This window comes from Hymenobacter fodinae (assembly GCF_004745825.1).
GTDB classification, from domain to species: Bacteria; Bacteroidota; Bacteroidia; order Cytophagales; family Hymenobacteraceae; genus Hymenobacter; species Hymenobacter fodinae.
Genome location: NZ_SRLA01000003.1, coordinates 724,588 through 738,257 on the forward strand (window position 1 = coordinate 724,588; position 13,670 = coordinate 738,257).

Genomic DNA, 13,670 nt, shown 5'->3' on the forward strand with positions numbered 1-13,670 from the left:
AGGGAGTGAAACGTGAGAATATGGCAGCAAACTACACATTCAGCAATATTCTCGCAACCCTAATCATCCGTTTTACGTAACGACGCCTCCGCTAGGCCTGTGCAGTAAGCTAATTGCATTATTCAGCTGATTCGTCGCCGATGAGTTTGGGGTTGAAGTTGAGCAGAAACAGCTTTTCGGAGGAGCGCGTAACGGCCGTGTAGAGCCAGCGGGCAAACTCACTGTTCACCATGTCTTCTTTCAGGAAGCCATGATCTACGAACACAGCCTGCCACTGCCCACCCTGCGCCTTGTGGCACGTCAGGGCGTAGGCAAACTTTACTTGCAGCGCGTTGAGGAACGGGTCTTTTCGCAGGGCGGCCGTACGGTCCTTTTTGGTGGTGAGGTGAGCGTAGTCTTCGTTCACCGCATCGTACAAGGCCTTGTTCTGGTCTGCCGTTAGCGCCGGACTGTCGGTGTGTAGGGTGTCTAGGAGCAGCTTCACTTCAATATCGGGCTCGTCGGGATAGTCGACGAGGCGCACGCGGGCATCGGCGAAGCGGAAGCCAAACTCCTCGGTGCGCCGAATAATCTTGACTACCTGCACAAAGTCACCGTTGGCCAGAAAGCCGATTTCAGAGTCTTTCGGGAGCCAGTAATAATTGTTGCGCACCACCATCAGGTAGTCGCCCGACTCAATCTCATCTTCCGCCTCAAACAGCATCCGCCGGATGTACTGGTTGTACTGGTTGGCGTTTTTGTTGGAGCGGCAAATAATGGTGCTGTTCTCGTGCCCAAAGTTCTTGTAGGCCCACCGTAGGCCATCCTCCAGCTTATCGCCCTGCATAGCGAAGATGTCGGGGTAGCCTTTAGTGAAAAACTGAATATGGGGCTGCTCTTCGCGCAGCTCCTCGCGCAGCACCGTAGCGTTCATCAGAATCCCCGACTGCTCGGCCTGGCGCATAACCTGGCGCAACTCCACCGACAGCACATCGGCCCGGAAGCGTTGCTGAAGTAAGGCGGGGTCGAGGGCAGGGGAAAGTAACTGGCCTACGGGCGGCAACTGGGCCGTGTCGCCGATGAGCAGCAGGCGGTTAGTGGGCTTCTCAAACACGTAGTTCATCACATCGTCGAGCAAGCCATTCTGGCCAAAGGCTTTCTCATCAGAAATCATGGAAGCTTCGTCCACGATGAACAAGGTGTCTTGGGCGCGGTTGGGCTGGCGCTGGAACGTAAGGCCCTGGCTAGGCGTGCCGCTGGTTTGGCGGTATATTTTCTTGTGAATGGTGCTGGCCGCCACCCCTGAGTAGGTGCTCATCACCTTCGCTGCGCGGCCGGTGGGGGCCATCAGGGTGTATTTACGGCCCATTTGGTGGAGCCACTGCACCAGAGCACTTACTACGGTGGTTTTACCCGTACCGGCGTACCCGCGCAGTACGAAGGCCTTGCGGCCGGGCAGTTGGTCTTTCAGAAACACATCCAGCTGCTGAAATAGCAGGGCCTGGTCCTGAGTGGGTTCGTAAGGAAAGTAGTCGCGGACGGAGGGAGTTCTAACGGAAAGCATAACGGCGTATTCGGGAAGAACAAAGCTACGCCCCTTTCCGCTCCCTGCCGCCCCGCGATTTTAGGTAATGAGTTGCTTGCTGCACCTAGTAGCTTACACGGGCAGTTGCACCACAAACTCAGTATACTCTCCTTCTCGTGACTCAACGAGAAGTGTGCCGCCGTGGGCCTTCACAATATCATGACTGAGGGAGAGGCCTAGGCCAGTACCTTCCCCAATGGGCTTGGTGGTAAAGAAAGGCTTGAATACTTTTTGCTGCACCTCCGGCGTCATGCCGCCACCGTTGTCGCGCACCCGAATTTCTATGCTGCCGGGCTGCTGGCGGGTGCTTACGCTGATGGTGGGCACATAAGTTTCCGGCTCGGCCTGGCGGCGCTGCTCTACGGCATAGAAGGCATTAGTGCAGAGATTGAGGAGTACCCGGCCCATGTCCTGCGGCACCACACTCACCAGGGGCAAATCGGGGGCTAGCTCCATGGAAAGCCGCGCCTTAAACTGCGGCTGCTGGGCCTGCTGACTCTCGTAGGCCAGATGCAGGTTTTCAGTGGCTAGCTCGTTGAGGTCGGTGGCCACGCGCTGGCCGGTGCCCGCTCGCGAGTGGTCGAGCATGCCGCGGATGATGGAGGACGCCCGCATACCGTGTTGGCTGATTTCCTGCAAGTTTTGCTTCAGCCCCTGCAAGATTTCCTGTTCCAGTCCAGTGTCGGATACTTGGCCCTGTTGGTGCATGCCATCGACCATGGTGGTACTCACCTCGGCAAACTTCTTCATGAAATTCAAGGGGTTCTGGAGCTCATGCGCGATGCCCGCGGATAACTCGCCCACAAACGCCCATTTCTCCGACTGCACCAACTGGTTTTGGGCCTGCCGCAGCTGCGCCAAGGCCCGACGCTTAATCTGAAGCTGCCTGTAGGCTAATACCCCCAGCCCCGAAATCAAGACGATGGCCACCCCTGCCACAATTAGTAGCGTGTTGCGCTGTTGAATACGCACGGCCTGAACAGCCTGAGCTTGCCGCAAGTCAGCAATTTGTGCCAGGCGCGTCCGCTCCTGCCGTTCGCCCTCATATTGGGCCACATGATGCGCGCCCTGCCTGACATTCATCGTGTCGATCAGGTTGAGGTAGATGCGGGTGTAGACCTGCGCCTCTGCCGGTTGCCCCTGCTTATCGTACAACCGAATGAGCTGCTGCAGATACTGGGGGCGCAGCATATTATACTTAGCTACCGTAGCCTTTTGATAGGCCTGCTGCCACCTGATTTCAGCCTTATCGTAGTCGTGCTGCTGCTCATAGTAGCGGGCCCAGGTGTCATCGAGAGCAAACTCTCCTGGTCTTCCCGTGATGGGCATGCGCAGAGAATCGGCAATATGCTGCGCACGTTGGAGCAGTGGACGTGCCTGCTGGGGTTGTTTTAGCTGCAGCAGTACGCTGCTCTGCTGCACCAGGGCGTAGGCCGTGTACTCGGCTTTTGTGGCGGGGCTGTTCTTGGCAAACTCCAGGGCCTGATCGGCGAACTGCCCTGCTTTGGCGTAGTCTTGGTAGTGGACGTAGAGTCTACTAATGGCCAATAGAGTATAGAAACGCTGCAGGTCATTGATGTGATGTCGGTTTTCCAGCTCCACGGCTTGCTGCATGTAGGCCAGAGCCTTCTGATTATTTCCCCAGTCGGCGTAGGCTGAGCCCGCCACTATGAGCTCATTTGCCTGCAGCTTGTGGTCGAATTTGGCAAACAGGTCGGCGGCATGCAAGTAGCAGCTGATAGCCCGGTTATGGTCGCCCCGGTGACGGTACGACCCGCCTTGCACTAGGTAGCAGGCCGCCAGATTCTGGTAGTTCTTGTGGAGTTGGTATTCGTTTAATTTCTGATTGAAATAGGTGAGGCGCTGCTCCGACTGTTGCAATTGGTTGTAGAGGGGCGCCAAATCGATGAGTAGGCGGGGCACTGGGTGCTGGGCCTGATCAAACAGGGTCACGGCCCGGTGCATAGCCTCCATGGCCTGGCCTAGCTGCTGGCCTTCCAACCAGAGCACTAGGCCCGAGCGTAACTCTCGGTACGGAGCATCATCCAGCAGCTGCGCGCGTTGATTTGCCCGTAGCAGCTCATTCAGCAGCGGCACAGCATCCTGGCGGCGGCGGAGTTCAGTTAGCTCGGTAACATCAAGCAGGTGCACAAGCGTGCGGACGCGCGCTGTATCAGAAGTTTGCCGCCGGGCCGCCTGCTTAAGAGAATCGTAAGGAGCTGCCCAATACGCGTGTTGCGCCTGCACTAAGCTGGTAAGAAATAACAACAGGGCACCGAGTATCCATTTCATGGGCAATAGTATCAGCTAAAGCAGCGGGGAAACTGCTTGAGCCTGATGACAAGATAAGATAATCTGCTAGCTAGCGGCGGCCCCGCCGGGCTGCAATCCGCTCTATCGTTCAGTTTGCTATACTGAGGGCTTCGTAACAGCCATGGTAGCAGAAGCTTTGGCAATTAGCTGCTCATCACACCACACTTCTGCCTCGCAGAAATGCAGGCGGCGGCCAGCTTTCAGCACCCAGCCTACGGCCCGCAGCTTCTTACCTACGCCCGGATGCAGGTAACTGGTTTTCAACTCAACCGTAACAACCCCTAGGCCCTCGGGCACCAGTGTTACGGCCGCAAAGCCCGCGGCCAGGTCGGCCATGGTGGCCACTAGGCCACCGTGAGCAAAACCGCTGTGCTGCTGATGCTGTTGTTGGAGCAGTAGCTCGGCCTCTACCCGGCCGGACTCAATCACGGTAAGATCTGCCCCAATGAGGTGCATAAAGTGCTGGCGCGTCAGCCGGCGGCGGATTCGGCTCTCCAATGATTCGGGAGCAGAGGATAAATTCTGATTCATGAGCCCCAAAGATACGGCAGCGGTCCGCAGCAACGTTGACACTAGCCCGCACGCAATTCACGCGGAAAGTTGAAATTTGCCGTCTGCCCTGTTGCTCACCCGTTCTAGTTTCTACCCCCTACCTATTCTTCACAATGCCTGATCCAACCTCTTCCCTGCTCCCGGTGACTGATTTGTTACAGGCCTACACCGGCCAGGTGCGCGTGCGCATCTGTGGTTTGTTGGTACGCAACGGCGCGCTTCTGCTGGCCGCCCACCGCGGGATGTTGCCGGAAGATGCTTCGTTCTGGTCGCCGCCGGGTGGGGGTTGGCAGTTTGGGGAAAGCCTGCAGCACTGCCTGCAGCGGGAGTTTGCCGAGGAAACAGGCCTAGCCGTAACGGTGGGCCGCTTCCTGCACCTGCACGAGTTCCGAAGCCCCACTCTGCAGGCCTTGGAGCTTTTTTTTGAAGTGTTGCCCGTGGATGAACGTGCCGAGCCCCGCTTAGGTACCGACCCCGAGCACAACGCCGAGGATCAGCTGCTCACGGAGCTTCAGTTCGTGACTCCCCGCCAGCTAGGCCAGTTGCTGCCTACGCAGGTGCACCCCGTGCTGCGCGACATCATTAGCACCGACGACGTGTTCATTCCCCAGATTCGGTTTCAGCGTTGAGGCTCCAGACGCAAGCAGCTTGCTGGCCGAGAGGGAGTGGCCTAGCCTGGTAACGCCAGAGAGTTTGCGGCGGAGCTGGCGGCACTTGCGCCGCTGCTCTGTACCTTTAGCCCAACTTTTAGCTGTTTGCCCGTGTCTGCTGCCACTCTCGTTTCGCCCGCCGCGCCTATGCTCCACTCCGTTCCCGTTGCTCAGTATCGCCTGCGCGACGAAACTCTGGACCTCTCCAACCTGGCCGCATATAATCTGTACCTCACGGTAGGCGCAGCTGGTTTGCGCGTGGGCGTGGCCGACGTACGACGCAACAAGTTTGTGGTGTTGGAAGACTACCAAACCACCACCGACGCCCCCCTTGCCGCGCAGTTGCAGGCGCTGGTGGCCCAACACGATTTGCTAGGCCAGTCGGGCTGGAACAAGGTGCGCCTGGCAGTTCAGAACCGCTATTTCACCCTGCTGCCCGCCCCCTTGTTCCGGGCCGGCGACGAAGCGGCCTACCTGCGCCTGCATCATACCTTCGATCCGCAGCTGGAAACCGTGCACCACTATACCCATGCCAGCCTAGAGGTGGTGAGCCTTTTCGCTGCCGAAAAGGCCCTGACAGACTGGTTCAGGACTACGTACCCCGAGGGGCGCTTGCTGCACCAAACCAGTGCCCTGCTTGAAGGCGTGGTTCACCAGAGCGAGCAGTCGGGCCCGCGGCGCGTGTACGTGAGCATTGGCCACCAAGAGGCCACCCTGCTGGCCGTGCGCGACAAGCAGCCAGAGTTTTGCAATGTGTTCCCGTTCAGCACGCCCGAAGACCTGATTTACTACACCATTCTGGTGATGCAGGAGCTGCAGCTCAACCCCGACCAAGACTCAGTAGTAGTATGGGGCGACCTGATGCACGACTCCGAGCTGTTCACGATTCTGCGCAAATACATCCGCAACATCCGCTTCGGCAACCGCCCCTTCGACCTGGGCTACAGCTACCGCCTGAATGACGTGTTTGAGTACCGCTACTTCGAGCTCTACGCCTTACACCTCTGTGAGTAAGTGCCTTTGCGAAGTGCTGAAATTGTGAAGCCAGGTTTAACGTGCCAGAGCGCCGTCTAGGCCACTTCCCTCTTCACAAACTCTCCCCTTCGCTATTCGCAAATACGCCAATCACAACTTTACTCCCTACTGCATGTCTCGCATTGCGCTGTTTCCTGGCTCTTTCGACCCCTTCACCAATGGGCATCTGGATGTGGTGCGCCGGGGGGTAGCGCTGTTCGACCAGGTAATTATCTCGATTGGCAATAACAGCAGCAAACAGCGTTACCTGCCCGTCGAGCAGATGATAACCCTGATTGAGCAGGTATTTCAGGATGAGCCGCGGGTATCGGTCTGCTCTTACAAAGGCCTTACGGCCGACTTTGCCCGCGAAACCGGGGCCCGCTATCTGCTGCGGGGCCTCCGCAACACGACTGATTTCGAGTACGAAAACACCATTGCCCAGGCTAACCGCCACGTCAACCCCGATCTGGAAACGGTGTTTCTGATTACCTCACCCGCGCTGGCTGCCATCAGCAGCACCATCATCCGCGAGATTCACCGCTTCGGAGGGAATGTGGATGATTTTGTTCCGTTTCAGCTCCCGGCAGTTACAAGAGAGCAGTAGCCAAACGGCCCGCTTCTTGAACTAGAAGCGGGCCGTTTACTGGTTAGTTGCGGGCTACAACACGCAAGCCGGAGATATTAGCGGCACTATCTGACTGCGTGAAGGGCAGCACGATGTAACGGCTGGAAGTCAGGCTTAGGTTACCGCGCTGCAGTAGTTCTTCCTCGTTGGTGCCCACCAGCACGATGTCGCGCACTTTCCGGGTGCGGGCATGAAAGGCTACAATTATAGTCTGGCCGTTGCGCTCAAACGTGTTAATCCAGCCCTCACCATTGGTGAGTTTGAGTTCCGCCGGCGTAGGTTCCAGCCCTGGTTTGCTGGTGCTGGCTTCATGAGCAGGCCCGAGCACTTGACGTAGTTCATCAATGGATAGGCCTACGAGCTGAGTCACATCTACGGCAACGGGCTGGGTGGGCTTGGCGGGACGGGTGGCCGTAGCAGCCTTGGTTTCAACGGCCGATTGGGTGCCCATGCAGCTAGCAAGCCCTAGAAGTAAGCCCGGCAACAAGAATGCGTAGCGGTTCAGGCGCATAGGCTATCGGCGTTAGGTGCAGCTACTTACTTGGCTGGCTCCTTAGTAGCAGGAGTTTCGCCGGCCACATCGCTGAGGTAATGGCGCACCACCAGCTCAATGCTGGCGTAGGAGTCGTGGAGTACAGCCAGGGCTTGCTGGGGTGTCATCCAGCGTACTTCTTCAATGTACTCCTCAGCCTGGGGCTTCATCAGCGAGTCGTCGAGGCAGCGCATGATGTACCAGTTGGTTTTCTTCAGGATTTTGTTGCCGTTGTAAGCATAGGAGTGCCAGGTGCTGGGCAGCTTATCGGCCAGCTCCACCTGAATGTTGCACTCTTCTTCCACCTCGCGCAAAGCCCCAATGCCGGGGTCTTCCTCTTTCTTGAGCTTACCCTTGGGCAAGTCCCACTTTCCGAGGCGGTAAATCATCAGCACTAGGCCATCCTTCACCACGAGGCCACCAGCGGCCTTCACGATTTTGAACTGGTCTTTGAGGTGCAGAATCAGGCGCTTTTTCTTGCGGGCCAGCAGGGTCAGCGACTTCAGCTTTTTCAGCTTTTTCACCTCCATAAGCCGCAGCAGCCGGTCAATGAACACGTCCGTGACGTCGCGCACTAACACGTCGCCTACCAGGTCCTTGGAGATGAACTCGTCCTCGGGGCCCAGAATCAGGTCGTACTTATGCTTATATATTTTCTCGCTGTTCTTTTTAATAATCAGCGGGATATCGTTGATGAAGACGTTCATCGCGGGGTAATCAGGAGGGGCAAAAGAAAGTCCAGGCGGGTATGCTGCAAAACACAGCATAATTCCCCGAAAACGAAAACATCTTCCGGGTCGGGCAAGATACGGGATGTAAACCGTTGTGTTGTGCCACCCGCCTGCTTATGCAGCCAGTGAAGCACATATAGTTTACTACAGACTTAACCGGGCGGTTGTGCCCGGCCTATAACAACGTCATCCTGAGCAAAACACAAGATCTGTTACCGCCTAACCGAGAAGTTTTTACACCACTGGCCTAAACGAAAAAAGATCTGGGGTTACGCTCAGGATGAGGGTAAGATACAGAAATGATGGCAGCTACAACACCGACAACGGGTTGCGCGCCTGCCGAATCCGGAACTCAAACATGCGGGCGATATTGCCAGCCTTGTAGCAGGCTTCGTCGGCTTTGGGGCCAGCAAAGTTTTCGCGCACGGTGCTGGTAAACAGGGCTAGCCAGCGCTCAAAGTGGAGCAGCGCCACCGGCAAGCCTAGGTGTTTCGGGAACGGGCGCCCCCGGTAGCGCGTAGTGCCCAGCAGCACACTGCTCCAGAAATCGTACATGTTGGGCAGATGAGCCTCCCAGTGCACCTGCGCCACCGTGTTGAAGAGGGGACTCAGCAGCTCATCTGCATTTACTTTGTCATAAAAAGTATCCACCAGAAGCTTAATGTCGGCTTCGGTCTGGATATCAGAAAGGGCAGTTGGCTCAGACATGGGCTAAAAGTAAATCGGCGGCGCTAGGCCACTGTAGAAGATTTGGAATGGGCAGCCGGCACCGCCGGGGCGGTAGCCGCTTGAAACGCCTGGCTGCCCGTCACGAGCAGGGCCAGCAGCTTCACGGCATCAGCTACAATGTAAAGCACGTGCAGCTTGGAGGGCGGAGCTTCATGGCCGGCCAGCAGCATGGTGGTCCGTACATCGAGGGCCGGCAGCAGCCACAGCGTCTGGAGCAGTAGCACAAAGCCCAGCAGCCCTAGCCCCACCCACACCGCCACCGGCGCCCGCAGAATGCGCGCCGCGAGCAGACTACCCAGCAGCAGCACCAGCTCTACCCGGTTCAGGGCGTGAAACACGACCCGCCCGATGCCAGCGCCCAGCGGAATGGTAATGTGCGGGGCCGTGAACTTCAAGGGGGCTTCCATAAAAGAAATGGCTGCCACCATGCCCGCCCACAGAAACAGGGCCAGCACCAGTACCAACCACCAAACAGAACCGGATGTACGCATGAGCAAAAATTTGAGGGTGTTGCCTCACTCCCACTCCCGCAGCGGGGTAAGAGAGTGAGGCAATAGGCCTAGGCCACCTTTCAACAACGGCTCAAAGATGCAGGTTCGGAGGCAGGTCTTTCGCTGACTATTCTCACCCCCGCACCTGACATTCGTCATCCTGCCTGCCTTGGCTGCACCGGCGCGTGAAGCTGCCCGCCAAAATCAGCCTCTAGGCCACCAAGAACGCCGTAACTTCTCCAGTGTAGGTCAGGGTGAGCTGGTGCATGGCCCGGGTGCAGGCCACGTAGAGCATGCTTTTGTCGACTTCCGTTTTATAGGTACGCGCCGAGGCGAAGGGCACCACCACAACATCAAACTCCAGGCCTTTCGCTAAGTGGGCCGTGGTGATAATAATACCTTCCTTAAAGAGGGTAGACTCCGCCGTGAGCAGGTGCACATCGGGGGCTTGCAGGGCTTGGTGGGCGTAGGTAGCCTGGCGCTGGGTTTTGCAGATGATGCCCATCGAGTGGTTACCGGACGTGCGGAAGTCCGCTATCAGTTGCCGGATGGCGGCCAACTCCTCTTCATTGCTGGCGTAGTGCGTGACAGTAGGTTCCGGCCCGTGGCGCTCCAGCGGCATGATGTTCGGGTTGGGCGTGATGCGCTGGGCGAAGGCGGTAATTTCCAACGTCGAGCGGTAGCTGCGGTAGAGCTTCACCACGTCGGCCTGCGGGAACACCCGCTCAATGGTTTCGGCGGAAGAGGCGCTGTAGGGGTTCACCGTCTGGCTCACATCACCGAGGATGGTTTTGCGGCAGTGGAACAGGCGCGACAACACGGCGTACTGCACCGGGGTGTAGTCCTGCATCTCATCTACCAGCAGGTGCCGAACGTGCTCGTAGGCCGTAATGCCCTCCATGCGCACGCGCAGGTAAATCAGGGCAAACACGTCGGCGTACTCCAGGGGGCGGTTCGGGTCGAATTTGAACAGCTCGGGCCGACCTATCCAGCGGTAAAAGTCGCGGTAGAAGTCAAGCACGTTGCTGAAGCGGAACATGCGCGGAATGTTCTCCCCAATGGCCGCTTTCTCGCCGCCGGTAAGCTTGCGCTCCACCTTGTCACGCACGTAGGTCCGCACGTCGTTGGCTACCTGCCCGAAGCGCTTGAGCAGGGGCACGCGGTGGTAGGCCTTGAACTTCTGCTGGATAAAGGCCCCGGGCACTACCGTGCGGCCCACGCGCAGGTCAGCCACGCTGAAGTAGTTATTCTCAACGTAGAGTAGGTACTGGTTGAGTTTGCTCAGAAAGTCAAACGACGACTTAAACTGAATCCGCTCCACAAAGGCGGGGTCGGGGCGCTCCAGCAGCGTCGCTACCTGCTCGAAGAAAGTCTGGAAGGTGAAGCGGCTGTCGAGCAGGTCGGCAGCCAGCTCCTCCATGCCCAGCTCCGGAATGTGCTCCTCCCCTAGCTCGGGTAGCACGTTGGAAATGTAGTCGGCGAAGACCTTGTTGGGCGAGATGATGAGGATGTCCTTAGCCGCAATGGTGTCGCGGAAGCGGTAGAGCAAGAAGGCAATGCGGTGCAGAGCAATGGAAGTCTTGCCCGAGCCGGCTACGCCCTGAATCACCATCACTGAGGCGTCTTCGTTGCGAATCACGGCGTTCTGGTCGCGCTGAATCGTGGCCACGATGGTCTTCATCTTGTCGTCAGAAGACTTGGCCAACTCCCGCTGCAATACATCGTCGTGAATGTTCACGTCGCTGTCGAGCAGGAACTCCAGGCGCCCGTCGCGGATCTTGTATTGCCGCTTCAGCTCAATGCGCCCCTCCACCTCCCCCAAGGGCGTGGTGTAAGAGGCATCGCCCAGCTCGAAGTCGTAGAACAAGGAGGAAATAGGCGCGCGCCAGTCATAGATCAGGTTACGGCGCTGCTCATCCATAAACGAATGCACCCCGATGTAGACCGGCGCAGCTTCCTGGCCCTTGGCACCAAAATCTACGCGGCCAAAGTAAGGCGACTGCACCAGCTTAAGGATTCTCCGCTTGCGGGCCACGGCGCCCTCGCCGGTGTAGGCCATACGGTTGATGGACTGCTCGGCGGCCACCATATCAGCGTCATCCATCCCCGACTGATGCTCGTGGATGTAGCTTTTCTTTTCCCGGAGTTCGTTGGAAAACTGCCGCACGGCATCGTCTACGCGCCGGACGGCCAGCACCAGTTTCTCCTTCACCTCTTCCAGGTACTCACGTTCGGCTTGTTCGGTAGCGTTTATCACGGCGGCTCTCTCAGGGGAAATAAACCGCAAAGGTGCCAGCAAAATCTGGGTTGAGGAAATAGTCCTTATTCCGAGGCGAGAGTATAATTGGAAATATCTAGTGCGCTTTTCTGTGATTTCATACTTGAAGTTTGAACGACAGTTTTAGCCCTAATTTCATGATGGGTATTACGCTCTATTTTGATGACATGTATTTCCCATACGACACTTATTAGGTAGGCCAGCTGATAAGCGTGGCCGCTTAACTCTAGCTTGGAAGACGCCCTCGTATCGGGTGACGTTACTTGACGAGCAGCTCTGCCGGCGGACTTTTCCGGCCGTTGGGGGCGATGGTTACGGCCCGCACCATGAGTTGGCGCCCCTGAGGCACGGCAAAAGGCTTGGTATACAGCTCCGTGGTTTCATCAGGCAGCTTGCCGTCCAGGGTATACCTAATCTGGGCGCCCGGTACGAGGGAGCGTAGGGTAAATAGGGCCTTGCCGCCCTGCGATACCAGGCTGGCACTGTCTAAGCCTAGCGGCTCGGGCACTCGGTAATTAACCTTGTGGGCATCTAGGCGGGCAAAGTGCTGGCCCATGCGGGGCAGAAAGGCCGCGTAGCTTTTGCGGGCGGCAGGGGTCCAGGCCACCTCCGACACCGCCAGCAGCCGCGGGAAGAGCATGTACTCCACCTTCTGCGGGGTGGTGATGTATTCGGTCCACATGTTGGCCTGGGGCCCAAGAATGTGCTTCTGCTCGTCAGGGGTCAGCTCTTTGGGCAGGGGGTTGTAATTGTAGATTCGGTCTAGGGGTAGGTAGCCTCCAATCATGAGGGGCTCAAAGGGGCTGTGGGGTTGGGGGTTCTGGCCATAGTCGATGTACATGTTTGTGGTCGGGGTCATCACCACATCATGGCCGGCCCTGGCCGCTTCAATACCCCCCTTTTCACCGCGCCAGCTCATCACGGCCGCACTGGTTGGGATACCTCCTTCCAGAATTTCGTCCCAGCCGATCAGCTTTTTCCCCTTGTTGGCCAGAAATTTCTCAATGCGGCGATTAAACCAGCCCTGCACCTTTTCCACGTCCGTAATGCCCTCGCGCCGCATAATGTCCTGCACCGCCGCGCTTTCCTTCCACCGGGTCTTGGGGGCTTCATCACCGCCGATGTGGATGTAGGGTCCGGGAAACAAGGCGCTGACCTCGGTCAGCACGTCCTCAAAAAAGCGAAAGGTCGGCTCCGTAGGGCACACAATGTCCTCGTTCACGCCCCACATGGTCCAGGTTTCGTAGGGGCCGGGCTTGCAGGCCAGCTCGGGGTAAGCGGCCAGAATAGCCACTGAGTGGCCTGGCATTTCGATTTCCGGTACCACTGTAATGTAGCGCTGCTTAGCGTAGGCCACTACCTCCTTGATTTGCTCCTGGGTGTAGAAGCCCCCGTACGGAGTCGCGTCGTACTTGAAATCCTCGGGCTTTTTGAAGGTCTGCTGGGCACCAATCAGGGTTTCCTTGCGAAAGGCGCTGACCTGGGTTAGCTTGGGGTACTTCTTAATTTCAATGCGCCAACCCTGGTCGTCGGTCAGGTGCCAGTGGAAGGTGTTTAGTTTGTAGGCGGCAAGAAAATCGATGTAGCGCTTGATGAATTCCACCGGAAAAAAGTGGCGGCACACGTCCAGCATAGCCCCTCGCCAGCGGAAGGCCGGTTCGTCGGTTATGCGCACGTAGGACAGGCTGGTTGCCACCGGCCGGGCGGGCAGCAGCTGCAGCAGGGTTTGCGCGCCGTAGAACAGCCCCGCCCCACCCGCGGCCGTAATCCGCACGCCGCCCTTATCTACCACCAACTGATAGCCTTCCGGGTTGGGCGTCGCGGCCGTGAGCAGCTGAATTTGGGCGGCCGTACGGCTGCTGGTCAGCGTAACGGTTTTGCCCAGCGGGGCCAGTAGGCCCTGCAGCAGGGTTGCCACGTTGCGTTCCTCGGGGCTAACGGCGTAAATGCTAATTTTTTGGGGTAAAGAGTACGTGCCAGCCGAGGTTTTTACCTCCCGGGGCAACGGAATGAGGCCTAGCCGCTGGGCAGGTGCTTCGGCCTGCTGCGCCGAGGTGGGGTGGCCTATGAGAAGGAAAGCTGCGGAAACGAGTGCCAGACAGGAAGGAAGTGATATTCGAATGGGCATGCAGGATAGGGCTCTTAAGAGAGTGGGAACTGGCTCAAGTAAGTAAACAACTAAAGAACG

At 57.7% G+C, this 13,670-nt stretch carries 12 protein-coding genes; 3 read left to right on the plus strand and 9 right to left on the minus strand.

What is annotated here, in order from left to right; translation table 11 throughout:
• Positions 1-118: 118 nt before the first annotated feature.
• The 3 genes from EU556_RS16900 to EU556_RS16910 form a co-directional block, all read right to left on the minus strand.
• A complete protein-coding gene (locus tag EU556_RS16900; protein ID WP_135435292.1) occupies positions 119-1,543 on the minus strand; it encodes an ATP-dependent DNA helicase in 1,425 nt (474 codons plus the stop codon).
• A gap of 93 nt (positions 1,544-1,636) precedes the next feature.
• Entirely contained in the window at positions 1,637-3,856 is a 2,220-nt protein-coding gene (locus EU556_RS16905; RefSeq protein WP_135435293.1) for an ATP-binding protein, read from the minus strand.
• Positions 3,857-3,973: 117 nt separating this feature from the next.
• On the minus strand, positions 3,974-4,408 hold the full coding sequence (locus tag EU556_RS16910; RefSeq protein ID WP_135435294.1) for a PaaI family thioesterase: 435 nt from the start codon (positions 4,406-4,408) through the stop codon (positions 3,974-3,976).
• A 134-nt stretch (positions 4,409-4,542) separates the two neighbouring features.
• On the opposite strand from EU556_RS16910, the gene EU556_RS16915 reads away from it, so the two are divergent.
• The 3 genes from EU556_RS16915 (at position 4,543) to coaD (ending at position 6,700) form a co-directional block, all read left to right on the plus strand.
• Positions 4,543-5,058 carry an NUDIX domain-containing protein gene (locus EU556_RS16915; RefSeq protein WP_135435295.1) on the plus strand — a complete coding sequence of 172 codons (516 nt, stop codon included), beginning with the start codon at positions 4,543-4,545 and terminating at the stop codon, positions 5,056-5,058.
• Positions 5,059-5,190: 132 nt separating this feature from the next.
• A complete protein-coding gene (locus EU556_RS16920) occupies positions 5,191-6,093 on the plus strand; it encodes a DUF3822 family protein (protein WP_135435296.1) in 903 nt (300 codons plus the stop codon).
• A 133-nt stretch (positions 6,094-6,226) separates the two neighbouring features.
• Complete coding sequence (gene coaD / locus EU556_RS16925; protein ID WP_135435297.1) at positions 6,227-6,700, plus strand: pantetheine-phosphate adenylyltransferase; 474 nt, start codon at positions 6,227-6,229, stop codon at positions 6,698-6,700.
• A gap of 43 nt (positions 6,701-6,743) precedes the next feature.
• Here the strand turns inward: coaD and EU556_RS16930 are convergent, their stop codons facing one another.
• The 6 genes from EU556_RS16930 to EU556_RS16955 all read right to left on the minus strand — a co-directional run bounded on the left by EU556_RS16930 (position 6,744) and on the right by EU556_RS16955 (position 13,610).
• Positions 6,744-7,172, minus strand: a complete 429-nt coding sequence (locus tag EU556_RS16930) for a hypothetical protein (RefSeq protein ID WP_135435298.1) — start codon at positions 7,170-7,172, stop codon at positions 6,744-6,746.
• A gap of 86 nt (positions 7,173-7,258) precedes the next feature.
• Positions 7,259-7,960, minus strand: a complete 702-nt coding sequence (locus EU556_RS16935; RefSeq protein WP_135435299.1) for an NUDIX hydrolase — start codon at positions 7,958-7,960, stop codon at positions 7,259-7,261.
• A 333-nt stretch (positions 7,961-8,293) separates the two neighbouring features.
• Positions 8,294-8,692 carry a group III truncated hemoglobin gene (locus EU556_RS16940; protein WP_135435300.1) on the minus strand — a complete coding sequence of 133 codons (399 nt, stop codon included), beginning with the start codon at positions 8,690-8,692 and terminating at the stop codon, positions 8,294-8,296.
• 23 nt (positions 8,693-8,715) lie between these two features.
• The gene (locus EU556_RS16945) at positions 8,716-9,204 is read right to left on the minus strand and encodes a hypothetical protein (RefSeq protein WP_135435301.1); all 489 of its coding nucleotides are present in this window, start codon (positions 9,202-9,204) and stop codon (positions 8,716-8,718) included.
• 211 nt (positions 9,205-9,415) lie between these two features.
• Positions 9,416-11,461: a HelD family protein gene (locus EU556_RS16950; RefSeq protein ID WP_135435302.1), complete on the minus strand. Its 2,046-nt coding sequence runs from the start codon at positions 11,459-11,461 to the stop codon at positions 9,416-9,418.
• 280 nt (positions 11,462-11,741) lie between these two features.
• Positions 11,742-13,610: a beta-N-acetylhexosaminidase gene (locus tag EU556_RS16955; protein ID WP_135435303.1), complete on the minus strand. Its 1,869-nt coding sequence runs from the start codon at positions 13,608-13,610 to the stop codon at positions 11,742-11,744.
• Positions 13,611-13,670: the final 60 nt, after the last annotated feature.